Origin of the sequence: Oricola thermophila, from assembly GCF_013358405.1 — a bacterium.
In the GTDB taxonomy this organism is placed as follows: domain Bacteria; phylum Pseudomonadota; class Alphaproteobacteria; order Rhizobiales; family Rhizobiaceae; genus Oricola; species Oricola thermophila.
On record NZ_CP054836.1, the window covers coordinates 2192675 to 2216991 of the forward strand.

Consider the following 24317-nt stretch of genomic DNA (forward strand, 5'->3'; position numbering starts at 1 on the left):
CGATCCTCAAAACGGCCGGTCGAGAATGGCGACGCCCATCTTGGCCCACGAGCCGACGTATACGATGATGGCGAATGCCGCCAGCACCACGCCGATGGCGATGGAGCGCCGGCGCTGGGCCTTCTTCTGGGCATCAGTCAACTGGACCAATTCGGGCTTGTTCTCGTTCATTGCCCTCACCAGCCCATGACGCGGGAGACCAGCGCCTCGCCAAGCAGCACCGAGAACAGCGCGGCCAGATAGACCAGCGAGAAGCCGAACAGCTTCTTGGCCGGCACCATGGTCGCGTCGCCGTCCTCCATGCGCCAGACCGCCCATGCATGGCGCAGGAAGTTCGCGCCGAGCAGGATCGCGATCGCGCCGTAGACGGGGCTCGCGAATCCGAGCGGCCAAGGCAGAACGGCCACGCTGGCCAGCACCACGGAATAGATCAGGATCTGGAGCTTCGTATGGCGCTCGCCGGCGACATTCGGCAGCATCGGCACATTGGCCATGTCGTAGTCGCGCAGCTTGAACAGCGCCAGCGCCCAGAAGTGCGGCGGCGTCCACAGGAATATGATCAGGAAAAGGATCACGCTCTCGAGCGAGACCGAGCCGGTCACCGCCGCCCATCCGATCATGGGCGGGAACGCGCCAGCGGCACCGCCGATCACGATGTTCTGCGGCGTGGAGCGCTTCAGCCACATCGTGTAGATCACGGCATAGAAGAAGATGGTGAAGGCCAGCAGGCCGCCCGCGGCCCAGTTGGTCAGGATGCCGAGCGTCATCACCGCGAATGCGGAAAGGGTCAGACCGAAGGCGAGCGCCTCGCCGCGGGTGATCCGGCCGGCCGGAATCGGACGCTTGCTTGTGCGGGACATCACCGCATCGATATCCGCGTCGTACCACATGTTGAGCGCGCCGGACGCGCCGCCGCCCACCGCGATGGAGAGGATCGCGATCGCCGCCGTCAACGGGTGGATCTCGCCGGGCGCGATCATCATGCCGACGAAAGCGGTAAAGACGACAAGCGACATCACCCGCGGCTTGAGAAGCGCGAAGTAATCGCCGGGCAGCGCCTCGGAAACGCGGACCTCGTTGCTCTCGATGTTGTCGACCAACGCCATGGGTGACTTGCCGATCTCTGCCTTGTCGTAACCTGTTCCGGCCCGCCTGCGGGCCGTGTTGCGCGGCTGCCCGGAGCGATGCGCCGGGCAGCCGTATCCCTGTCTCGCTTGCGCCGTCTACTTGATGCGCGGCAGCTGCTCCCACTGGTGGTACGGGGGCGGCGAGGACAGCTGCCATTCCAGCGTCGTCGCGCCCTCGCCCCACGGATTTGCGCCGGCCTCGCGCTTGCGGGCGAATGCCTCGAACACGCCGAAGAGGAAGATCAGCACGCCGATGGCCGAGATGTACGAACCGTAGGAGGAAACCAGGTTCCAGCCGGCGAACGCATCCGGGTAGTCGATGTAGCGGCGCGGCATGCCCGACAGCCCCAGGAAGTGCTGCGGGAAGAACACAAGGTTCACGCCGACGAAGGTCACCCAGAAGTGGGTGCGCGCGATCAGCGGCGAATACATGTAGCCGGTCATCTTCGGGAACCAGTAGTACCAGGCGGCGAAGATCGCGAACACGGCACCCAGCGACAGCACGTAGTGGAAGTGCGCCACGACATAGTAGGTGTCGTGCAGGGCGCGGTCGAGACCGGCATTGGCGAGCTGGACGCCCGTCACGCCGCCGACGGTGAACAGGAAGATGAAGCCGATCGCCCACAGCATCGGCGTCCGGATCTCCAGCGAACCACCCCACATGGTGGCGATCCAGGAGAAGATCTTGATGCCCGTCGGCACGGCGATCACCATCGTCGCGAAGACGAAGTAGCGCTGCGTGTCGAGCGACAGGCCGACCGTGTACATGTGGTGCGCCCACACGATGAAGCCGACCACGCCGATGGCGACCATGGCATAGGCCATGCCGAGATAGCCGAAGACCGGCTTGCGCGAGAAGGTCGACACGATGTGGCTGATGATGCCGAATGCCGGCAGGATCAGGATGTAGACTTCCGGGTGGCCGAAGAACCAGAACAGGTGCTGGAACAGGATCGGGTCACCGCCGCCTTCGGGCGCGAAGAAGGCCGTGCCGAAGTTGCGGTCGGTCAGCAGCATGGTGATGCCGCCGGCGAGAACCGGAAGCGAAAGCAGCAGCAGGAACGCCGTCACCAGAACCGACCAGGCGAACAGCGGCATCTTGTGCAGCGTCATGCCCGGAGCGCGCATGTTGAAGATCGTGGTGATGAAGTTGATCGAGCCGAGGATCGACGATGCGCCCGCGATGTGGAGCGATAGGATCGCGAAATCCATGGCCGGCCCGGGCTGGCCCGAGGTGGACAGCGGCGGATAGATCGTCCAGCCGCCACCCACGCCATGCGCGCCAGGAGCGGACGGCATGAACATGGAGATGAGCAGCAGGATGAATGCCGGCGGCAGGAGCCAGAAGGAGATGTTGTTCATGCGCGGAAACGCCATGTCCGGCGCGCCGATCATGATCGGCACCATCCAGTTGGCGAAGCCGCCGATCAGCGCCGGCATGACCATGAAGAAGATCATGATCAGGCCGTGACCGGTCGTGAACACGTTGAACATGTGCTTGCCGGCGTCGATCGCCGAGTCGCCCTCGACACCGTAGACCATCTCGGCGAGGCCGTGGAAGATCTGGATGCCCGGCTCGGCGAGCTCCCAGCGCATCATCACCGACAGGAAGCCGCCGAGAACGCCCGCGCAGATCGCGAAGATCAGGTAAAGCGTTCCGATGTCCTTGTGGTTGGTCGAAAACAGCCAGCGCCGCACGAAGCCTTGCGGCTTGTGATCGGCGTGACCGTCATGGGCTATGGATCCAGCCATGTTTCAAATGCTCCTCGAATAATTCCTGCGGACCGCCGTCACTCGGCGGAGGCCAGCTTCCGCTGCGAATCGATCGCAGCCATCAACATGCGGTTGGCTTCCTCGACATCGTCGCGGGCGGCAGCCAGCCAGCTGTCATACTGTTCGCGCGAGACGGCGCGCACGGCGATCGGCATGAAGGCATGATCCTTGCCGCACAGTTCCGAGCACTGCCCGTAATAGATGCCCTCCTGCTCGACATTGAACCACGTCTCGTTCAGGCGGCCGGGCACGGCGTCCATCTTGACGCCGAATGCGGGCATCGCCCAGGAGTGAAGCACATCGCCGGCGGTGACCAGCAGGCGCACGGTCGTGTTGACGGGAACGACGATCTCGTTGTCGACGGCGAGCAGGCGCGGATAGACGGCCTTGTCCTCCTTGCCGTATTCGGCACGGTCCTCGTCGGTGAGCAGGAGCGCGTCGAAGGAGACGTCCTCGCCCTCCTCGCCCTGATACTCGTAACCCCAGTACCACTGGTAGCCGGTCGCCTTGATGGTGATCTCCGGCTCGGTCGGCGGCGTGTACTGCGCCGTGAGAAGCTGGAAGGACGGAACCGCGAACATCAGCAGGATCAGCACCGGCCCGACGGTCCAGATGACCTCGATCATCGTGTTGTGGCTGGTCCGCGACGGATTCGGATTGGCGCGCTTGTTGAAGCGCACGATCACGAACAGCAGCAGACCGAGGACCAGAAGCACGATCGGAACGAGGAACCAGAGCGTGTAGGTCTCGAACCAGCGGATCTCGTGCATGATGCCGGTTGCGGCTGGCTGCAGAGTGACCTGCCAAGGCTGCGGCTGGGCCGCCATGGCAGCGCCGGCCGAAGCTGCTGATACGATGGAAAGAATGCCTGCCAACCAGGCCGATTTTTTCAGCACGTTCATACTCCCAATTCTCAGGCAGCCGAGTACGCGACTGCTCCGGGCAGCCGCCCGTCTTTGACCTGTATCAATCACAACCCGCATTTGCGCGCAACTGGGACCCTGGTCGAAGCCGCGCGCCAGTTTTGCATGCATGGCAGTTTTCCGGGCTAATTGACCGATTCTGCGGATTTGCCAAGCCGGACCGCGACAAAAAATCGCAATCGCCCCGTTTTTGCCCGGAAAGGATGTGTGTAGCCTGCCCCGCCATGCATATCTTTTTGCCGCAACCCTGCGTAATAGTTGTGCACCCCTGATTCGAACATCAGAACCGGTATCCGTCCCATGAGCCTCAAAGCCTGCCTCGCCATCGGTGCAGCCACAGCCATCACCCTCCTGACCGCCATGCTGGCCGCCCCCCTGCCCGCCCAGGCACAGCAGGGTGCCGTCCGCGCCACGCACGGCGCCTGGTCGATCGTCTGCGACGTCCCGCCGGGCGCATCGGCCGAGCAATGCGTGCTCATGCAGAACGTCGTCGCGGCCGACCGCGAGGAATTCGGCCTTTCCGTCGTGGTCCTGAAGACGGCGGACAAGAAGGCGCAGATCCTGCGCGTGCTCGCGCCGCTGGGCGTGCTGCTTCCGAACGGCCTCGGTCTCAACATCGACGGCAACGATATCGGCCGGGCCTATTTCGTGCGCTGCTTCACCGACGGCTGCTATGCCGAGGTGATCCTCGAGGAAACGCTGATCAAGAGCCTGTCCGAAGGCAAGAACGCCACCTTCTACGTGTTCCAGACGCCGGAGGAAGGCATAGGCATCTCCGTCGACCTCGACGGCTTCGCGGACGGCTACAAGGCGCTGCCCTGACAAGGGGCCGCACGAGGATCGCCCGATGTGTTAGGATTGCGGCACTTCCCGGCGGGAGGAGCTGCAAATGGCATTCTACCACGACCTCAAGAGATATCGCGCGGAAGATGCCGACTGGATCGCGCGGCATCTGCTCGACCTGCGCAGGGATCTCGACGCCGCCATCGTCAGCAGGCGACACCCCAATTCGCTGATCGTCGGATCGTGGAACATCCGCGCCTTCGACGGCGGCAGGCCCAGGCGCGACGAGAGCTATCACTACATCGCGGAGATCATCGACAAGTTCGACATCTGCGCAATCCAGGAAATCAAGCCCGACCTCGAACCGCTGCGCAGGCTGGTTCGCCTTCTCGGTCCGAGCTGGGACTATTTCGTGACCGACGTGACCTCGGGCGGACCGGGCAACAGCGAACGGATGGCCTTTCTCTACAACACAAACCGCGTGATCTTCAGGAACCTGATCGGAGAACTGGTCGTCGCGCGCGACCAGCTGATAGAGGGCGAGCAGATTTCGCGGACGCCCTTCTTCGCCTCGTTCCAGGCAAGCTGGTTCCGCTTCACGCTGTGCAGTGCGCACATCGCCTTCAAGGGGCGCGACGGGCTGTCCAGCGACGAGCTGCGCACCCGCGAGATCTCGCTGATCGCCAACGCGCTGCGGCAGCGCGCCAGGCAGGAGGACGAGGTCTACATCTTCCTTGGCGACATGAATATCGACAGCCCCGACGACCCGACCATGCGGGCACTGGCGGATGCCGGTTTCACTACGCCGCTGTTCGGTCCGACCAATCTTGCCGGCAACAGGCATTTCGACCAGATCGCCTATTCCGGCGAGGGCCGGCGCACGACCATCCTGTCCTCCGGCAAGTTCGACTGGCGGAGCGCCGTCTACAGGCCGGACGAGGCCGCGCACTACCGGCCGATCGCGGAGAAAATGCGCGGCGAGCCATACGCGAACTGGGACCGCTCCTACCGGGACTGGACGACACACGAGATGTCTGACCACCTGCCCATCTGGATCGAGCTCATGGTCGACTATTCCGACGACTACCTGAAACGCTTCGTCGCCGGGGCGGAGCCGGAAATCGGCTAGGCCCCGCCGGCATTCGGTGCGCGGCTGACGCGCGGGCGGTTGTCGCGCCGCTTTCCGCCGCCTAAATGAGACGGCGACACGAAAGGACTTGCAATGCCCGCCGATAACGTTCCCGACCTCATCAATTCCTTCGATGTGCCGAAGGAGACACTGCAAGGCATCGTCGGCGAGACGCTGGCCAAGGCCGACGACGGGGAGCTGTTCGTCGAGCACCGGGAGAGCGAGAACCTCCTGTTCGACAACGGCCGCCTCAAGACCGGCTCCTTCAACACCGGCCGCGGCTTCGGCCTGCGCGCGGTCGCCGGCGAGGCCGTCGGCTATGCCGAATCCGGCGAACTCTCGCTCGGCGCACTGAAGCGGGCCGCCGATGCCGTCGGCGCCGTCACCAGGGGTTATTCCGGCAAATACGATGCCGCGCCGCAGGGCACCAATCGCAGGCTCTACGGCGACGCCAACCCGATCGGCGAGCCGTCCTTCGAGGAGAAGGTGAAGCTGCTGACCGAAATCGATGCCTACCTGCGCGGCAAGGACCCGCGCGTGCGCCAGGTCACCGCCTCGCTGGCCGCATCGTGGCAGGTGGTGGAGATCCTGCGCGCCGACGGCCATTTCGCCAAGGACATCCGGCCGCTGACCCGCATCAACATCTCCGTCGTGGTCGGGGACGGCGACCGCCAGGAAACCGGCTCGCACGGCATGGGCGGCAGGCAGGCATTCGGGGATTTCATCGCCGCGGACGCGTGGCGGGCCGGTGCCGACGAGGCGCTGCGGCAGGCTCTCGTCAATCTCGACGCGAAGCCGGCTCCGGCCGGCACCTTGGACATCGTGCTCGGGGCCGGCTGGCCGGGCGTCATGCTGCACGAGGCCGTGGGGCACGGGCTGGAAGGCGACTTCAACCGCAAGGGAACCTCCGCCTTCGCCGGGCTGATGGGCCAGCAGGTGGCAGCGAAGGGCGTCACGGTAGTCGACGACGGCACCATCGAGAACCGGCGCGGCTCGCTCTCCATCGACGACGAGGGCACGCCGTCGGGCTACAATGTGCTGATCGAGGACGGCAAGCTCGTCGGCTACATGCAGGACCGGCAGAACGCGCGGCTGATGGGCGTGAAGCCGACCGGCAACGGACGCCGCGAATCCTATGCGCACGTGCCGATGCCGCGCATGACCAATACATACATGCTGGGCGGCGACCACACGCCGGACGAGATCATCGCCTCGGTGAAGAAGGGCATCTACGCCGTCTCCTTCGGCGGCGGCCAGGTCGACATCACCTCCGGCAAGTTCGTGTTCGGCTGCACCGAGGCCTACATGATCGAGAACGGCAAGGTCACCCACCCGGTCAAGGGCGCCATGCTGATCGGCAACGGGCCGGAGGCCATGCACCGTGTCTCGATGATCGGCAACGACATGAAGCTCGACACGGGAATCGGCATGTGCGGCAAGGCCGGCCAGGGCGTGCCCGTCGGCGTCGGCCAGCCGCATCTGCGCATGGACGCCATGACGGTGGGCGGAACGGAGCGATAGGCCCGCGGCCTGCAGACAGTTTTCCGGATTGTGTCCGCAACACCGTTTCCGCCTTGCAGTCGCCCCTCCCCGACATCATATTCCGGAACAGGAATATGAAACCAGGAGACGCGCCATGAGCTACACGATCGACCGTACCATCACCGGCGAGGACTTCGAAACGGTCGTCGGGCGCGTCCGCGCCGCGCTCGCGGACAAGGGCTTCGGCGTGCTCACCGAGATCGACGTCAAGGCGACCATGAAAAAGAAGATCGACGTCGACATGGACGACTACCTGATTCTCGGCGCCTGCAATCCGAAGATGGCCAACGAGGCCATCAAGCTGGAACCGCGCGTCGGCGCGATGCTTCCCTGCAACGTTATCGTGCGAAAGACCGGCGAAAGGGAGGTCGCGGTCTCTGCCGTCGATCCGGTCGCCTCGATGCAGGCGATCCCGAACGATACGCTGAAAGACGTCGCGGCGCAGGTGAAGGAAATGCTCGCCGGCGCGGTGGACGCGATATGACGGCCGATGTGCCGCAATACCCGTTGACCTCCGCACGCGGGCGGCTTATATGCCCGTTCTCCGCGTACGCTCCCATCGTCTAGCGGTCCAGGACGCCGCCCTCTCACGGCGGAAACACGGGTTCGAGTCCCGTTGGGAGTGCCAACCGCCCTTTTCCCCAAATCATCCGGTACCAGGGTTTGCCGCGCCGGGTGCGAGGCGTTACGCTCGCGTCGTAATCTGAACGCCTTCCACCGCATCGAGAACAGCACGGGCCTACCGTGATCGGCAGCCTGTTGGCGGAGGAGGAATACCGGTCGCAAGCGGCGTGGCCGGTAAACGACGGGGAGATCCAATGTACAACAAGATCATGGTTCCCGTGGACCTGGCGCATGCCGACAAGCTTGCGCTTGCGCTCGACACCGCGGCAAATCTCGCAAAGCTCTACAATATCCCGGTAGTCTATGTCGGCGTCACGGCGCCCACGCCCGGCCCGCTCGGCCACAACCCGGAAGAATACGCCCGGTCGCTGAAGGAATTCGCGGACGACCAGGGCGTCCGGCACGGCATCGCGACCGACAGCCGTCCCGTGGTCAGCCACGACCCGGCTGTCGATCTCGACGACGCCCTCATCAAGGCAGTACACGAAACCGGCAGCAACCTCGTCGTAATGGCAACGCACATTCCGAATGTCGCCGATCATTTCTGGCCCTCGAACGGCGGCCGGCTGGCGACGCACACCGACGCATCGGTCTTCCTCGTGCGGGGCTGACCCGCGGACACGCAACAGGCCATCGCCGATAGTGGTCGTTACCGCTCCCGTACGGCACTCGACATTCGGACACGCAACACCCCGGCACCGCAGCAACGCGGTGCCGCCGGGCTTCGACATCAGATCAATTCCAACAAGTGGGAGGAACCCATGAGCGATCCCAATGAATCCGACCAGGGCATCCCGGCGCCGGAGGGCCCGACGGACATCATCGAGACCGAATACGAGATCGGCCAGGACAACATAACCCGGCAGATCGGCCCGTTCGGTCTCGACATCCACAATCCCGTCTTCGCGATCTCCGGCCTGATGGTCGTCGCCTTCGTGTTGATCACGCTGGCCTTCCAGGAGGCCGCCGGCGGCGTCTTCAACGACCTGCGCGTCTGGCTCACCTCCAGCTTCGACTGGTTCTTCCTCGCGGCCGGCAACATCTTCGTCCTGCTCTGCGTGTTCCTGATCGTCTCACCGCTCGGCAAGGTGCGCATCGGCGGCAAGGACGCCTCGCCCGACTACAGCTATTCCGGCTGGTTCGCGATGCTGTTCGCCGCCGGCATGGGCATCGGCCTGATGTTCTACGGCGTGTCCGAGCCGATCTCCCACTACTCTTCGTCCTTTGCCGACAATGCCGGCACGCCCGAGAGCTGGGCGCCGCTCGCCGGCGCACCCGGCGACGAGACGGAAGCACGCCATCTGGGCATGGCGGCAACGATCTTCCACTGGGGCCTGCATCCCTGGGCGATCTACGCCGTCGTGGCGCTGGCGCTGGCCCTGTTCGCCTACAACAAGGGCCTGCCCCTGACGATGCGCTCCATCTTCTACCCGATCTTCGGCGAGCGCGTCTGGGGCTGGACGGGTCACATCATCGACATCCTTGCCGTGTTTGCGACGCTGTTCGGCCTCGCAACCTCGCTCGGCCTCGGCGCCGAACAGGCCAATGCCGGCCTCAACCACGTCTTCGGACTGCCGGTCAACGACTTCTCCAAGGTTCTCCTGATCGTCGCGATCACCGGCGTGGCGCTGGTGTCGGTCGTTGCCGGTCTCGACGCCGGCGTGAAGCGCCTGTCCGAGATCAACATGGTCCTGGCGGCGCTCCTGCTGCTCTTCGTGATCGTCGTCGGACCGACGCTCGCCATTATCTCGGGCTTCTTCACCAACCTCTGGGAATACGCAAAGTACCTGCCGGAACTCTCCAATCCGTTCGGGCGAACGGACGACAATTTCCGCCAGGGCTGGACGTCCTTCTACTGGGCCTGGTGGATCTCGTGGTCGCCTTTCGTCGGCATGTTCATCGCCCGTATCTCGCGCGGCCGCACCGTGCGTGAATTCATCACCGCGGTGCTGATCGTGCCGTCGATCGTATCCGTGCTGTGGATGACCACCTTCGGCGGCACCGCGATCAGCCAGATCGTCAACGACGGCTACCAGGTCGTGGCCGACGCGCCGCTGGAACTCAAGCTGTTCGCCATGCTGGAGGCGATGCCGCTTCAGGCGATCTCGTCCTTCATCGCCATCGTGCTGGTGATCGTGTTCTTCGTCACCTCCTCGGACTCCGGCTCCCTGGTGATCGACACGATCACCGCCGGCGGCAAGGTGGACGCCCCGGTTCCGCAGCGCGTGTTCTGGGCATGTTTCGAGGGACTGGTCGCCATCGCCCTGCTCCTCGGCGGCGGACTGGGCGCATTGCAGGCGGCATCGGTATCGACGGGCTTCCCCTTCACGATCGTGCTGCTGCTGGCCTGCTTCGCGATCATCAAGGGACTTCGCAGCGAACCTCGCTAGCCCTTTAGAAAAACAATGAAAATAGCCGCGGCCCCGCCGCGGCTATTCTTTTGGATAACGCAACGTTAAGCATCTCTTATCCATGTCCGGACGAATTCCGGGAAGTTTATTATTTCATTCCCCAAATATCTGACAGTGAACCGCAACCGGACTGGTTCAAAAGCAAACGGCCGGCTCCATTCCAAGATTCAACAGGGAACCGCCAGCCGGTTTGTCAGAACAATGATTTCTCATACAGCACCCGCGGTCGGAAACACCGCTGCATCCAGCGACCCGGCCGGCGAGTTTCGCTCCGAAGAGACGGACCGGGCCAACGTGGCCAAGCTTGAATCCCTGCTGCGCGAACATGTCGATACGGAAAAGGAACGCAAAACGAAGGATCCGGCAGCCCCCGGCGCGCCCCCGCCGTCGCGCCTGCGGTCGCGGCTGATCAAGACCGGCATCGGGGTCGTGCTCATAGCCGTCGCAGGCTGGATGCCGGCGCAACGCCTTTTCCAGGTCCAGAGCGTCGAGGCCGTCATTAACGCGCCTCTCGTAACGATTCGCGCGCCGATCAGTGGCGTCGTGAGCGGCGAAATCGCCGTTGGCGATGCGATCGAACCCGGAGCCAGTCTGGTACGAGTCAGCAACCCGCGCATGGACGATTTCCGCCTGGCCGATGCACTCAAGGAACTCGACGAGGCACGCGAGGAACGCGACGCGCTCGCGGCCCGGCTGGTCAGCCTTGGTTCGCTGCGCGCCGACCTGTCGGTAAAGCTCGACGCCTTCCGCGTGAACCGCCTGCGCCAGATCGAGGCGCAGATCGCCGAGGCCGACGCCCGCATCGCTGCGGCCGATGCCGTCGTGGCGAATGCAGGCAGCGTGCAGGAGCGCAGCGCGATGCTGCAGGAGAAGGGCATCGTGGCGCAGAATTCGCTCGGCGAGGCCGATCGCGATGCGGCCGTCGCCAAGGCAACGGCCGCCGAAGCCCGCGCCGCTCGCACCGCCCTGCTGGTGGAACGCGACGCGCTGGCCGCCGGCATCTATGTCGGCGACAGCTACAACGATCAACCGCGCACGGCTCAGCGGATCGACGAGATCGACGAGCAGATCGCCAATTCCGAGGCCGGGGTGAAGCGCCAGGAATCGCGCATCGCCCGCGCCGAGGCCGCCGTGGCACGCGAGAGGGAAGCCTTCGAACTTGTCAGCGCGGCCGAACTTGCCTCCCCGGTCGCCGGCCGCGTCTGGGAAGTGCTGACCGCGCCCGGCGAACAGGTCGCTGCCGGACAGGACCTGTTCCGTCTGCTGAACTGCTCGCAGGCCATCGTGACGGCGGTTGTGACAGAAGCGGTCTACAACAGTCTATCCACCGGAATGCCCGCGCGCTTCATCTACCGCGAGGGTGGCGACGCCGTTGCAGGCAAGGTCGTCCAGCTCAGCGGCGTGGCCACGGCATCGTCCAACTTCGCCATACTCCCTTCCGCGCTGCAGAAAGAATCCTATCGCGTGACGGTTGCGCTGGACACGGCCGGATCGGCGAACGATTGCGCTGTCGGCCGCACGGGCCGCGTCGTTTTCGGAGGCACCGGGGCCTAGCGGCGCCGGCAGGAAACGACAGGTAGCAACATCATGAATCCCATGACATCCACGCTGCTGGAGGGCGCTGCTCCAGGTCTCATCCTGGCCGCCCTGCTGCTGATGATACTGCCCTGGATCGACCGCAACAGCCATTGGCGCATCCTGCCGATCGCCATCGCCCAGATCTTCACGATCCGCTACGTCTACTGGCGCGCGACGGAAACGATCCCGTCGATGGACAACCTGACCGACTTCGCGGCAGGCTGGCTGTTCTTCGCCATCGAGCTGAGCGCGCTGGGCGCGTCGTTCCTCTCCTACATCACGCTGACACGCACGCGGAACCGGTCGCCGGAAGTGGATGCAAACCTGCCCTGGCTGCAGGCGAAGGAACACATGCCGCTGGTGGATGTCTTCATCTGTACCTACAACGAGGGCCGCGAGATCCTCGAGCGCACGATGATCGGCGCCAAGGCCATGGAGTATCCGAACTACCGTGTCTGGGTACTCGACGACGGCCGCCGGGACTGGCTGCGCGAGCTGGCAGCCGATTACGACTGCAACTACCTGGCCCGCGCCGACAATGCGCATGCCAAGGCAGGCAACATCAACAACGCGCTCACTCATGTGCGCGGCCTCGACGAGCCGCCGGACTTCATCTCGATCCTCGACGCGGACTTCGTCACGACGCCGGTCTTCCTGACGCGGGCTCTCACGCTGTTCCACGAGGACGATGTCGGCATCGTGCAGACGCCGCAGCATTTCATGAACCCGGACCCGATCCAGGCCAATCTGCGCACCTCGGACGCATGGCCGGACGAACAGCGCTACTTCTTCGACGTGCTGATGCCGGCGAAGGACGCCTGGGGCACGGCATTCTGCTGCGGCACCTCGTCCGTCATTCGCATGGACGCGCTCGACACGATCGGTTTCTTTCCCACCGATTCCGTGACCGAGGATTACCTGCTGACGCTGCGCATGCAGCGCAACGGCTATCGCACGGTCTTTCTCAACGAGCCCCTGTCCTTCGGCCTGGCTCCGGAAGGCCTGCAGGAATACATTACCCAGCGCAGCCGCTGGTGCCTCGGCTTTTTCCAGATCGTGCGCGGGGTCGACGGCCCGTTCCGTTTCGGCAACGGGCTGAGACGGATCGACAGGGTCGCATTGATCGAGACGATGCTGTTCTGGTTCGGCGCCAACCTGTTCCGTGTTGCCGGGCTGGTCGTACCGATACTCTATCTTCTCCTGGGCATCCAGGCAGTCGCCATCGACACCACGGAAGGCATCGCCAACTTCCTGCCGTTCTACTTCGCCCACATGGCCGTGATGGGATGGCTCTCCAACCGGCGCGTCCTGCCCATCATGACGGACCTCTCGCAATTGCTGGCCGTGCGGGAGATCCTGACCGCGGCCTTCGTCGGCATCCTTTGGCCGAAGGGTCGCAAGTTCAAGGTGACGGCAAAGGGCGGCGACCGCTCGAAAACGGTTGTCCAGTGGCGGATGCTGACCATGTTCTCCACCCTTCTGGTACTGACGGTGCTGGGGATCGCAGTAACCTTCGGCGGCAACAAGGCAGTTCCCGACTCGAGCGCCGTAGCTCTCTACTGGAGCTGGTACAACATACTCATCCTGATCGCGGCTATCGCGGTATGCATCGAAAAGCCGCGCCAGCGTCGCGACGACCGGATGCTCGGCGGTGAACCGGTGACGGTCGCCAGCGGCTCGCATGTGGCGACGTTCCGTACCGCCGACATTTCCACCGGCGGCATGCGCCTGCTGGGCACCATCCAGGCGTCAGTGGGCGATCCGGTCTCGATCCGGATCCGCTCCGATATACTGCGTGGGCGGATCGTGCGCCGTTCGCAGGAGGAATTCGCGATCCAGCTTGATGAAACCCTGCGCGCGCGTGCCACGATGATCCGCCTCGTCTACTCGGGCGGCTTCTCGGCACATATCGGGGAAATCAGGATCCTGACGGTCGCAAGGCGGCTGTTGCAAAGGCTGTCGGCCTAGCGCAGCGCCGGGCGGCTATTGCCGCGCTGCACCGGGGCTGATGCCGCGCTTCTCGAACTCGGCGTTGAGGCGTGCCTCGAAGTCCAGCAAGTCCTGCGGCAGCGGCTGGCCGGTCGCCTTCAGCCGGCTGAGCTCCATGTGGATCTGCTCGAGCAGCTCATGGGCGTCCTCCGGCTGGTTCTCCATCTCGTTGAACATCATGTTCAGCCGCGTGATCAGTCCCTCGAATGCCATCGTCTACCGTCCTGGATCGTTGTCCGTGACGAATGGGATAGCACCCGTCGGCGCGCATGGGAACCGATCAGGAGACGCGACCGAAACATGATGCCGCGACAGGCGTCAGCCGGCCTTGACCGGCTGCTTGCCCGTCGATCTGGATTGCGAGCGGGTCCCCTGGCGGGACGCGGACTTCGGCGCCGACTTGGCGCCGGTCTTCGAAGCCGGCTTCGTCGCCGGTTTCGCGCGCGGCTTCGCCGGCGACGGCGCAAGCGCGCTGTCGTCATCGTCGCCCAGCGCGATCGAGGGCGTCATCGCCTCGTCGAACTCCTGGCGCGCAGCGCCGAGTTCGCGGTTGCGCGCCTCGAGTTCGAGAATGCGCTGCTGCTTGAGACGGATGACTTCCTCCATCTCCTTGCGGCTGGATTTCAGCTCGAAAGTCAATTCCTCGATGCGCGAGCGCTGCTCGACGATCGTGGTCTCGACCGTCGCGTTGCGCGATTTCAGTTCCTCGATCTCGATCTCGAACTGGGTCTTGCGGTCCCTCAGCTCCTCGATCTCGGCATTCCTGCGCGACAGGTCATCCTCGAGCTTGCGCATCTCGATCGCCATGACCTTCTCGCGATCCTTCGCCATGGTAAGGTTGGTTTTCAGCTCGCGCACCTCCTCCTCGCTGCGCTCGCTGCGCTCGGTGGCGGCACGCTTGTCGTTCTCCAGCCGCGCGATCTCGGACTTCGCGGCGTCAAGGTCGACGCCCATGATCCGCTTTTCCTCGGCGAGACGGGCCAGGTTGGTGCGGGCGGCCTCGTTTGCGTCACGCAGGGACGCGACCTTCGACTCGAGAAGTGCAACCTTCTTGCGCTGTTCCTCGATCGTCGCCTTCATCTCGTGATTGTTGCGGATCAGGCCCTCGCTGGCGATGCGAAGCTTGGTCGAGCTCGCCTCGATGCGCTCGAGACGCTTCATTTCCGCTTCCATCTTCTCCAGATAATCCGAAAGCGTGGCCGCCTGCTTGGCCAGGCCGCCGAAAATGCGCGCCCCGTCGTGGATCTGCTCCTCCATCGCGGAGGCCATCTCGCGCTTGCGGCGCATTTCCAGCTGGCGGCTGGATGTATCGAAATCGGACATCGCTGCGTTAACTGCCGCTTCAGGGGTGGCTTCCGCCGGTGCGGATTTCGGCAGCGCGGATTCGGCCTTCGCGGCATCGTCCTTGCCGCCGAACTCCTTCTCGAGCTGCATGACGATCTCGTTCTCGAGCTCATCCAGCCCTTCGGACGCGGCAATATCGTTGCCATCCACTTCCAGATCAGAAGCCGCCGGCATCGGCGTATCAATCGTGCCGTTCTTCAATCGTTCAACCCTACTCATTACGCACCTACCCACCCTTCATGATGAATAAAGTGTTAATATTGCTTTCACTACCTTTAGGTCAACGCGATTGCACGTTAATCATTAAGCGAGCAATTTTAATCATATTTTCTTCAATTTTATTCTTCGTCACAGCAGGCGCACCATACATATACATTGACGCCAAAAGCAATTCATCGCGGACGGATCGCTGCATGCCCCAACTCCGCGAGACGGCGCCAGATCGACGGCGCAAGGTCCGCGGCGCCCGGCAGGGAGAAGAGGTCGAGAAGGACCGCGCGCAACTCCGCCTCGGAAGCTATGGTGCGCTTCTCCACCTCGCCGCGGCTTTCCACCCGCAGGGCGGTGTTGAGAAGGCTGACGCGGCCGCGCTCGTGATGGCGGCTCAGCATGAGGTTGGAGGGGAACGGCGCCCTCTCCCACCGCGCGCAAAGAAAATTCGCGGCCTCGACATCGACATCGGAGACCGGAACGCGGTCGAAACCGAACAGGGCGTACCAGCCTTCCGGCGTCTCGCGCTCCAGCACCAGTTCGCCGGCCCCGTCGTCCTCCACGAAACGGTAGCGCCCGGTCGGCGCCTCCTGCACCGCGCGGGCGGCGACGCGCAGCGGCACCGATGCCCCCGCGCCGCCGAAACCGGTGTCGGCGAGCCATTCCTCGCCGCCGACCGTCACGATCCATGCCAGGTGACTGCGCTGCCCGCCGCGGGGCGCGCCGTTGCGGACGCGCGCAAGCACGCGATCCGCCCGGAAACCGCAGGCCTGCAGCGCGGCGCCGAACAGGGTGTTCAGCTCGAAACAGTAGCCGCCGCGCCCACCGGCAACCAGCTTGTCGCGGATGCCGGCAAGCGACACGTCCGGCACCCGGCCGAGCAGCGGGTCGATGTTCTCGAAGGCGATGGCGCGCATCTGCGCCGACTGCAGTTCCTCGAGCCCCCGCAGGGTCGCCGCGCATCCGTCCAGCCCTATGCGTTCGAAGTAACCGTCCATGTCCATCGCGCCGCTCCTCCCCTCACCGGTCGCCATCGCCGGTTGACCGTGCACTTACTATCGGGGCAACCTGCGGGCAACCGATCGGGAGACTGAAACCACCATGAACATCGTCGTCCTCACCGGTGCCGGCATTTCGGCGGAAAGCGGCCTGTCCACGTTCCGCGACCCGGACGGCGTCTGGGCGAGATACGATCCCATGCAGCTGGCAACGCCGGAGGCCTTCGCGGCCGATCCCGAGCTGGTCCACGCATTCTACAACGACAGGCGCTCGGAATTGCGCGCCGTGCGCCCGAATGCGGCCCACGAGGCGCTTGTCCGCCTCGAAGACGCGCTTGGCGACGATTTCCTGCTGGTCACGCAGAACATCGACGACCTGCACGAGCGCGCCGGTTCGAGAAAGCTGATCCACATGCACGGCGAATTGCGGCGCGCATGGTGCCGCGCCTGCGAGAACCGGTTCGACTGGGAAGGCGACATGACGACCGCGTCGGCCTGCCCGGCATGCGGAACCGTCGGATATGTGCGGCCGGACATCGTCTGGTTCGGCGAAATGCCCTATCGCATGGAGGAGATATTCCGCAGGCTCGACGCCTGCGACCTCTTCGTTGCCATCGGCACCAGCGGCGCGGTCTACCCCGCGGCGGAATTCGTCGAGATCGCGTCGCGCACCGGAGCCGAAACCGTCGAGCTGAACCTGCAGCGATCGGACGGCACGCACCTGTTCGACAGCCACCGGCACGGACCGGCGACGCGCATCGTGCCCGCCTTCATCGACGAGTTGCTCGCCAGGCTGAAGGCTCAGGGATAGAGGCGCGTGCGGGTCCAGCCTTCCGCCTCGTCCCCGCGCCTGAACACCACGCGGTCGTGCAGCCGGAAGGCGCCATCCTTCCAGAACTCGATGTAGAGGGGCGAGATCCGGAACCCGGACCAGTATGGCGGGCGCGGAATGTCGCCCACCGGGTACCGGGCGGCGACCTTCGCCACCGCCTTTTCGAGCGCGAACCGGCTTTCCAGCGGCCGGGACTGCTTCGAGGCCCATGCGCCGATCCGGCTGCCGCGAGCCCGCGAGGCGAAATAGGCATCGGCCTCCTCGTCCGAAACAACCGACACCGGACCGCGCACGCGCACCTGTCGGCGCAGCGACTTCCAGTGGAAGCACATCGCCGCCTTGCGCGCGGAAAGCACCTCCTGCCCCTTCTGGCTCTCGAAGTTGGTGTAGAAGACGAAACCGCGCTCGTCGAACTCCTTCAGGAGCACCATGCGCACATTCGGCAGCCCGTCCTCGTCAACGGTGGCGAGCGCCGTGGCATTCGGATCGTTGATCTCGGATTTCTCGGCTTCCGAAAGCCACTCCCCGAACAATGCGAACGGATCTTCGCGGGTGGTGAAGTCAGTGTTTGTTAACTGTGAGGACGTCATAGTCTTTCCGGGACTGCGGCGGCATCTGCCGCTGATGGCGATGGCGTAACCAATGGGGTTTTTCGTGCGCACAATCGGAAGAATTTCGCATCCCCGCAAGGGGGTGCCTGCATTCGTGTGCAGATTCGCCGCATGCGCCACGTTCGCATTCACCCTCCAGGCCTGCAGCATGACCGGCAGGGATCTCGACGAGGCGGCCGTCGGCTCCATTGCCATCGTCGACTCCACGACGGCCGTGGCACCGGATCCCTTCCGCCAGGCCGACGGCGCCGAGGGAGCGGAACGCGACCGGCTTCTCGACGAGGACACGATCCGCAACGCCGTAACCTCGGCCGACCTGAACAGCCTCGAGGACGGCCCGCTCAACTGGGCCAACCAGTCGACCGGCTCCTCCGGCGTCATCACGGAAATCGCGCAGCGCAAGGTAGCCGGGCAGACCTGCCGCAGCTTTACCGCGACCCGGAACGCCTATGACGGCGTCACCGTGTACCAGGGGGAACTCTGCCTGGACCGCCGCACAGGCTGGTGGACACGCCTCCTCGAGCCGCTCGGCTTCGGCAATGACGCCTGATCGGGCGCATCCGGACGCCACGTCTGGAATCCGCGACGCATCGTCGCCATATTACGGGTGAAATCAGGTGAACCAGCACAATACAGCCATGAGAGACCCGTATACGGTGCTTGGCGTCGCCAAGACGGCAAGCACATCAGAAATCAAGTCCGCCTTCCGGAAACTGGCGAAGAAATACCATCCGGACGCGAACAAGGACGACCCGAAGGCGCAGGAGCGCTTTTCGGAGATCTCGCGCGCCTATGAGATCATCGGCGACGAAACCAAGCGCAAGCAGTACGACCGCGGGGAAATCGACGCCGACGGCCGCGAAACCTTCCACGGAGCCGGCGGCAGCGGCTTCGCCTATGACGGCTTCGATGCGCGCGGGGGAACCGGCGGATTCGAGTTCCACGGCGGCGCGGGCGCGGCCGAGGATATCCTGTCGGAACTCTTCGGCTCCGCTTTCGGCGGCGGCCGGAGCGGCGGCGGACCGTTCTCCGGCTTTTCCGACATGGGCGGCGCCGGCGGCAAGCGCAGGACGGCACAGCCCCAGCGCGGCAAGGATATCGAGGCCGAGCTGCCGGTCGGCGTCTCCGACATCTTCGGCGAGGGCAAGGCGAAGCTCCGGCTGCCCGACGGACGCACCATCGCGGTGAAGATACCGAAGGGCGCGGTCGACGGACAGGTCATCCGCCTCAAGGGCCAGGGCCAGGCGAGCGCCACCGGACATCGCGGTGACATTTTGGCCACTATCCGCATCAAACCCGGCGAAGGCATGCGCATCGACGGCGCCAACATATATCAGGATGTGGACGTCCCGCTGGAAACGGCGGTGTTCGGCGGCAAGGTGCCGCTGGCCACTCCGGACGGAAAGAAGGTCGCCCTCTCCGTCCCTGCATGGACCTCCTCCGGCCAGACCATGCGCCTGAAAGGCAAGGGGCTTCCGGCTCCGAAGGGCGGTCACGGAGATCTGCTCGCGGTGCTGCATATCCGGCTTCCCGACGAAAAGCGCGAGGCGCTGGAAGCGCTGTTCCGGAAGACGACTGCCTGACTTTCCGACGCGGGACGGCCCCGCCGGGGCGAGCCGCCCGGTCCACCCGGACACGGAAACGCGCTTGAAGGCTGCATTTTGCTGTGCGATATGCTCGCCCACCTTATTGAAAGTCGAGTCGGGAAACACACCATGACCACCGGGACGGGCCTCATGAAAGGCAAGCGTGGCCTCATCATCGGCCTCGCGAACAACAAGTCCATTGCATGGGGCATCGCGAAATCCTGTGCCGACCAGGGCGCGGAGCTTGCATTCACCTATCAGGGCGACGCGCTGAAGAAGCGTGTCGAGCCGCTCGCGGCGGAACTGAACGCCATCGTCTGCGGCCATTGCGACGTCACCGAGCCGGAGACGATCGAGGAAGTGTTCCGACATTTGGAAAAGACATGGGGACGGCTCGACTTCGTCGTCCACGCGGTCGCCTTCTCCGACAAAGACGAGCTGACCGGTCGCTACATCGACACGACGCGCGACAATTTCGGCCGGACGATGGATATCTCCGTCTATTCGCTGACGTCGATCGCCAAGCGCGCCGAGCCGCTGATGTCGAGCGGCGGCTCGATCCTGACACTGACCTATTACGGCGCCGAGAAGGTCATGCCGCACTACAACGTCATGGGCGTGGCCAAGGCGGCGCTGGAAGCCTCGGTGCGATATCTCGCCGCCGATCTCGGGCCGAACCGGATCCGCGTCAACGCGCTGTCCGCCGGGCCGATCAAGACGCTCGCCGCCTCCGGTATCGGCGATTTCCGCTACATCCTGCGCTGGAACGAGTACAACTCGCCGATGCGCAAGACGGTGACGATCGAGGAGGTCGGCGACGCAGCGCTGTATCTGCTCAGCGACCTGTCCCGCTCCGTGACCGGCGAGGTGCACCATGTCGACGCCGGCTACCATGTCGTCGGCATGAAGGCGGTCGACGCGCCGGACATGACGAAAGACTGACACCCTCCCCAGCCCGGAAAGGCGACGGACCTCGCGATGACCACCAAGGCAAGGCCGCCGTTCTTCATGATCCGCCACGGCGAGACCGACTGGAACCGCGAAAGGCGCTACCAGGGCCAGGTGGACATTCCACTGAATGCGCTCGGCCGCGCGCAGGCCGCCGGCAACGGCCGCCTTCTCGCCTCGCTCGGCCTCGACTGGTCCGGCTGGCGCTTCTTTTCCAGCCCGCTCGGCCGCGCGCGGGAGACCATGGAAATCATGCGCGGCGAGATGGGCCTCGATCCGGGCGGCTACATGACCGACGACCGGCTCGTCGAGATCACCTTCGGCGCCTGGGAGCGCAAGCGGATCGAGGAACTGGAAGCCGAGGAGCCCGAGGAGATGGCGCGCCGCAATGCCGACAAGTGGACGCACACCCCCCCGGGCGGCGAGAGCTATGCCGAGGCCGTGAAGCGGGTCTCCGCCTTTCTCGACGAGCTGACCGGCCCGTCCGTCGTCGTCTGCCACGGCGGCATCCTGAGGGCGACGCGCTTCATCATCGAGGATGTCGACGGCACGGAGATCGCCGACTGGCCCGTGCCGCAGGACAAGGTTTATCGGTTCGACGGCGCGGACACCCACTGGCTCGGCGGCGGCGACGCGTGATCCACCGCTTTGCGGCGAGAGTGTTTCCTTTTCCACCGCCTCTGTTCTAATAACAGGCTCAGAATCGGGCTATCTTCATGTCGCACAACACTTACGGCCATCTTTTCCGCGTCACCACCTGGGGCGAAAGCCACGGAATCGCCCTTGGCTGCGTGATCGACGGCTGTCCGCCCGGCATCGAATTTACCGAGGCCGAGGTGCAGGCCTACCTGGACAAGCGCAAGCCCGGCCAGTCGAAATTCACCACCCAGCGCCGCGAACCCGACCAGGTGCGCGTGCTTTCGGGTGTCATGCCGCAGGATGACGGCGAGACGCTGGTGACCACCGGCACGCCGGTCTGCATGATGATCCAGAACACCGACCAGCGATCGAAGGACTATTCAGACATCGCGAAGCGCTACCGGCCCGGCCACGCCGACTTCACCTATGACGTCAAGTACGGCATCCGCGACCATCGCGGCGGCGGCCGCTCCTCGGCGCGCGAGACGGCAGCGCGGGTGGCGGCCGGCGCGCTGGCCCGCAAGGTCGTGCCCGGCCTCGTCGTGCGCGGCGCCCTGGTCTCGATGGGAACGAAGGAAATCGACCGCGACCGGTGGGATTGGGAGGAAGTGAACCGCAATCCCTTCTTCACGCCGGACCCGCAGGCGGCCGAGGAGTTCGCCGACTATCTCGACGCCATCCGAAAGGCCGGCTCGTCGGTCGGCGCGGTGATCGAGGTCGTCGCGGAGGGCGTGCCCGCCGGTCTCGGCGCGCCGGTCTATGCCAAGCTCGACCAGGACATTGCCTCCGGGCTCATGTCGATAAACGCGGTCAAGGGCGTGGAGATCGGCAACGGCTTCGAGGCCGCGCGCATCCGCGGCGAGGAGAACGCCGACGAGATCCGGCTCGACGAATACGGCAACCCGTCCTTCCTTTCCAACAATGCCGGCGGCATCCTCGGCGGCATTTCAACCGGGCAGCCGGTCGTGGCGCGTTTCGCCGTCAAACCGACCTCCTCCATCCTTACCCCCACGCGGTCGATCACCGCCGACGGCGAGGAGACGGAGGTCGTCACCAAGGGCCGGCACGATCCCTGCGTGGGCATTCGGGCGGTTCCCATCGGCGAAGCCATGGTTGCCTGCGCGATCGCCGACCATTATTTGCGACACCGCGGGCAGACAGGGCGGATTTAGGAATTTCCATGGCATACGACCAGGCAAAGGTGATTGAGGCGCTGCGCGCCTTCGAACGCGGCGAAATCGTCGTGGTGATGGACGACGACGGGCGCGAGAACGAGGGCGACCTGATCGTCGCCGCCGTGCACACGACCCCGGAAAAGATGGCCTTCATCGTGCGGCACACCTCCGGCATCGTCTGCGCGCCGATGACGCGCGACGAGGCAAAGCGGCTCAATCTCGCGCCGATGGTCGCCGAGAACGACGCGCCGCACGCCACGGCCTTCACGGTGACCGTCGACTACAAGCACGGCACCACCACGGGCATCTCGGCTGACGACCGCACGACGACGGTGCGCAATCTCGCCAACCCGAATGCCGGCGCGGCCGATTTCGTCCGCCCCGGCCACATATTCCCGCTGGTCGCCCGCGAGGGCGGTGTCCTGATGCGCTCGGGCCACACCGAGGCCGCCGTGGACCTCTGCAAGCTCGCCGGCCTGCCTCCGATCGGTGTCATCTCCGAACTCGTCAACGACGACGGCACGGTCATGCGCGGCCCCGAGGTCACCGCCTTCGCTGAAAAGCACGGGCTGAAACAGGTCTCCGTGGCCGACCTGATCCACTACCGGCAGCGCAAGGAAACGCTGATCGAGATGGTCGAGACCTTCGACGTGGACACGGAAGCCGGTCCCGCGAAGGCCTACGCCTACACGCTGCCCTGGGACCCGATGCACCATCTCGCCGTCGTTTTCGGCGACATCCGCGACGGCGTGGACGTACCGGTGCGGCTGCATATGGAATCCGTGGTCGACGATGTGTTCGGCAGGGAAAAGACGATGACATCGATCCTGCGACGCATGAAGGAGGAAGGCCGCGGCGTGGTCGTCTATCTGCGCGAGGGCTCGGTCGGCGTCGGACGCGCCTCCGGGCGGCGCCTGCCGGAAGAGCACGCGGAGGCGCAGGACCGCGAAAACGAATGGCGCGAAATCGGGCTGGGGGCACAGATCCTGAAAGATCTCGGGATCGGCTCGATCAAGCTGTTTGCATCGAGGGAGAGACATTATGTGGGGCTCGAAGGTTTCGGCATCCGGATCACGTCGACGGAGATCCTCTAGCCTCGCGCTCGTCGCGTTCGCCGCGGCCGCGCTGCTTTCCGGTGGGACGGGCACCCGCGCCGCGGAACTGTTCGAGATCGGGCTTCCGCAGCCGCTGCGCGCCCTCTACCAGGACGCCATGGGCAGCTTCGCGACCGTCGGCGAGGAAACCTTCCAGCTCGTGCCCTGCGACGCGGATGCCGGCATCTGCCTGCAGACGCTGTCGAACGGCACCATCAGCCAGCGCGTTCCCTCCAACGTCCTGCCCGACGGCTACATCGCCATCGCCGAGGAAGGCGATATCCGCAATGCGTGGTACGGCCAGCCGACGGAGCGCTACGCCCACGGCGTGCTCGGGGACGCGACAGAGGGCGGCTCTCTGGTCGTCGTGACGGACGAGCGCGAGAAACTGGAATTCGTCCTCCCCGAGACGCAGGTCTTCGAGGACATCACGCCGCGCATCCGGGACCTCGACGGCGACGGCCGCAACGAGGTGATCGCCATCCGCTCGTCGCAGACCGGCGGCGCGGCGGTCGCGCTCTACGGCATCCGCGAAGGCGAACTGGTCGAGCTCGGCGCGGGCAGCGAGAACGGCAGTCCGAACCGCTGGACCAACATCGCCGGCATCATCGGCAATGACGACGGCACGGCCACAGTCTACGCCGTGCGCACGCCGCATATCGGCGGACGGCTGTTCTCGCTGACCTTTGCCGACGGCAATGTCAGCGAAAGCGACACGCTCGCCACCGACGTCTCCAACCACGTCATCGGTTCCCGCGAGCTCGGCCTGTCGGCCGTCGGAGACGTGAACGGCGACGGCAGGGACGACCTGGTGCTCCTGTCACAGGACCGCACGCGGCTGCGCTTCCCGCTCTCCGACCTGCCGGACATCGCCATTCCGGCAACCATCGACAAGGCGGTGATCGTGATCGACGGACGCGTGGTGACCGGCACCACCGAGGGCCGGCTGCTCGTCATCATGCCTTGACGGCGGTGTGACATTCGCCACACCGGGCAAGCGG

Annotated in this window: 24 protein-coding genes and 1 tRNA gene; 17 read left to right on the forward strand and 8 right to left on the reverse strand. The window is 64.8% G+C overall.

Annotated features, from left to right (window positions below):
• Positions 1-6 precede the first annotated feature (6 nt).
• The 4 genes from HTY61_RS19400 to coxB all read right to left on the reverse strand — a co-directional run bounded on the left by HTY61_RS19400 (position 7) and on the right by coxB (position 3802).
• Complete coding sequence (locus HTY61_RS19400) at positions 7-171, reverse strand: hypothetical protein (protein ID WP_197945307.1); 165 nt, start codon at positions 169-171, stop codon at positions 7-9.
• A 5-nt stretch (positions 172-176) separates the two neighbouring features.
• Positions 177-1106 (reverse strand): heme o synthase, encoded by a 930-nt coding sequence (locus tag HTY61_RS10650; RefSeq protein WP_175276769.1) that lies wholly within the window; start codon positions 1104-1106, stop codon positions 177-179.
• Between the two features lie 117 nt (positions 1107-1223).
• Complete coding sequence (ctaD, locus tag HTY61_RS10655) at positions 1224-2879, reverse strand: cytochrome c oxidase subunit I (protein ID WP_175276770.1); 1656 nt, start codon at positions 2877-2879, stop codon at positions 1224-1226.
• A gap of 38 nt (positions 2880-2917) precedes the next feature.
• Entirely contained in the window at positions 2918-3802 is an 885-nt protein-coding gene (coxB, locus tag HTY61_RS10660) for a cytochrome c oxidase subunit II (RefSeq protein ID WP_175276771.1), read from the reverse strand.
• Positions 3803-4123: 321 nt separating this feature from the next.
• Between coxB and HTY61_RS10665 the strand changes: the two genes are divergently transcribed.
• The 9 genes from HTY61_RS10665 to HTY61_RS10705 all read left to right on the forward strand — a co-directional run bounded on the left by HTY61_RS10665 (position 4124) and on the right by HTY61_RS10705 (position 13858).
• A complete protein-coding gene (locus tag HTY61_RS10665; RefSeq protein WP_175276772.1) occupies positions 4124-4645 on the forward strand; it encodes an invasion associated locus B family protein in 522 nt (173 codons plus the stop codon).
• A 67-nt stretch (positions 4646-4712) separates the two neighbouring features.
• Positions 4713-5735, forward strand: a complete 1023-nt coding sequence (locus HTY61_RS10670; protein WP_175276773.1) for an endonuclease/exonuclease/phosphatase family protein — start codon at positions 4713-4715, stop codon at positions 5733-5735.
• Between the two features lie 93 nt (positions 5736-5828).
• Entirely contained in the window at positions 5829-7256 is a 1428-nt protein-coding gene (tldD, locus tag HTY61_RS10675) for a metalloprotease TldD (RefSeq protein WP_175276774.1), read from the forward strand.
• A 115-nt stretch (positions 7257-7371) separates the two neighbouring features.
• Positions 7372-7761 carry a DUF302 domain-containing protein gene (locus HTY61_RS10680; RefSeq protein WP_175276775.1) on the forward strand — a complete coding sequence of 130 codons (390 nt, stop codon included), beginning with the start codon at positions 7372-7374 and terminating at the stop codon, positions 7759-7761.
• A 68-nt stretch (positions 7762-7829) separates the two neighbouring features.
• Positions 7830-7905: transfer RNA gene (locus HTY61_RS10685), tRNA-Glu, on the forward strand.
• A 190-nt stretch (positions 7906-8095) separates the two neighbouring features.
• Positions 8096-8512 carry a universal stress protein gene (locus tag HTY61_RS10690; RefSeq protein WP_175276776.1) on the forward strand — a complete coding sequence of 139 codons (417 nt, stop codon included), beginning with the start codon at positions 8096-8098 and terminating at the stop codon, positions 8510-8512.
• A 150-nt stretch (positions 8513-8662) separates the two neighbouring features.
• A complete protein-coding gene (locus HTY61_RS10695) occupies positions 8663-10291 on the forward strand; it encodes a BCCT family transporter (RefSeq protein WP_175276777.1) in 1629 nt (542 codons plus the stop codon).
• A 315-nt stretch (positions 10292-10606) separates the two neighbouring features.
• A complete protein-coding gene (locus HTY61_RS10700; protein ID WP_210268608.1) occupies positions 10607-11866 on the forward strand; it encodes an HlyD family secretion protein in 1260 nt (419 codons plus the stop codon).
• Between the two features lie 33 nt (positions 11867-11899).
• Entirely contained in the window at positions 11900-13858 is a 1959-nt protein-coding gene (locus HTY61_RS10705) for a glycosyltransferase family 2 protein (RefSeq protein WP_246272780.1), read from the forward strand.
• 15 nt (positions 13859-13873) lie between these two features.
• Here the strand turns inward: HTY61_RS10705 and HTY61_RS10710 are convergent, their stop codons facing one another.
• The 3 genes from HTY61_RS10710 to HTY61_RS10720 form a co-directional block, all read right to left on the reverse strand.
• Positions 13874-14092, reverse strand: a complete 219-nt coding sequence (locus HTY61_RS10710) for a hypothetical protein (protein WP_175276779.1) — start codon at positions 14090-14092, stop codon at positions 13874-13876.
• Positions 14093-14197: 105 nt separating this feature from the next.
• A complete protein-coding gene (locus HTY61_RS10715; protein ID WP_175276780.1) occupies positions 14198-15442 on the reverse strand; it encodes a coiled-coil domain-containing protein in 1245 nt (414 codons plus the stop codon).
• A gap of 173 nt (positions 15443-15615) precedes the next feature.
• Positions 15616-16437, reverse strand: a complete 822-nt coding sequence (locus tag HTY61_RS10720; protein ID WP_175276781.1) for an arylamine N-acetyltransferase family protein — start codon at positions 16435-16437, stop codon at positions 15616-15618.
• Positions 16438-16534: 97 nt separating this feature from the next.
• Here HTY61_RS10720 and HTY61_RS10725 point away from each other — a divergent pair, with 97 nt between their 5' ends.
• Positions 16535-17242: an NAD-dependent deacylase gene (locus HTY61_RS10725; protein ID WP_175276782.1), complete on the forward strand. Its 708-nt coding sequence runs from the start codon at positions 16535-16537 to the stop codon at positions 17240-17242.
• Here the strand turns inward: HTY61_RS10725 and pdxH are convergent.
• Positions 17233-17853, reverse strand: a complete 621-nt coding sequence (gene pdxH, locus HTY61_RS10730) for a pyridoxamine 5'-phosphate oxidase (RefSeq protein ID WP_175276783.1) — start codon at positions 17851-17853, stop codon at positions 17233-17235. The two genes, HTY61_RS10725 and pdxH, sit on opposite strands and share 10 nt — an antisense overlap.
• Before the next feature lie 169 nt (positions 17854-18022).
• Between pdxH and HTY61_RS10735 the strand changes: the two genes are divergently transcribed.
• The 7 genes from HTY61_RS10735 (at position 18023) to HTY61_RS10765 (ending at position 24283) form a co-directional block, all read left to right on the forward strand.
• Complete coding sequence (locus HTY61_RS10735) at positions 18023-18424, forward strand: RT0821/Lpp0805 family surface protein (protein WP_175276784.1); 402 nt, start codon at positions 18023-18025, stop codon at positions 18422-18424.
• Between the two features lie 88 nt (positions 18425-18512).
• Positions 18513-19457, forward strand: a complete 945-nt coding sequence (locus HTY61_RS10740; protein WP_175278517.1) for a DnaJ C-terminal domain-containing protein — start codon at positions 18513-18515, stop codon at positions 19455-19457.
• Positions 19458-19589: 132 nt separating this feature from the next.
• Positions 19590-20402: an enoyl-ACP reductase FabI gene (gene fabI / locus HTY61_RS10745; RefSeq protein ID WP_175276785.1), complete on the forward strand. Its 813-nt coding sequence runs from the start codon at positions 19590-19592 to the stop codon at positions 20400-20402.
• A 36-nt stretch (positions 20403-20438) separates the two neighbouring features.
• The gene (locus HTY61_RS10750; protein WP_175276786.1) at positions 20439-21047 is read left to right on the forward strand and encodes a histidine phosphatase family protein; all 609 of its coding nucleotides are present in this window, start codon (positions 20439-20441) and stop codon (positions 21045-21047) included.
• A 77-nt stretch (positions 21048-21124) separates the two neighbouring features.
• The gene (aroC, locus tag HTY61_RS10755; protein WP_175276787.1) at positions 21125-22219 is read left to right on the forward strand and encodes a chorismate synthase; all 1095 of its coding nucleotides are present in this window, start codon (positions 21125-21127) and stop codon (positions 22217-22219) included.
• A gap of 8 nt (positions 22220-22227) precedes the next feature.
• Positions 22228-23316: a 3,4-dihydroxy-2-butanone-4-phosphate synthase gene (gene ribB / locus HTY61_RS10760; RefSeq protein ID WP_175276788.1), complete on the forward strand. Its 1089-nt coding sequence runs from the start codon at positions 22228-22230 to the stop codon at positions 23314-23316.
• Complete coding sequence (locus HTY61_RS10765) at positions 23264-24283, forward strand: hypothetical protein (RefSeq protein ID WP_175276789.1); 1020 nt, start codon at positions 23264-23266, stop codon at positions 24281-24283. Before ribB ends, HTY61_RS10765 begins: the two co-directional genes overlap by 53 nt.
• Positions 24284-24317 lie beyond the last annotated feature (34 nt).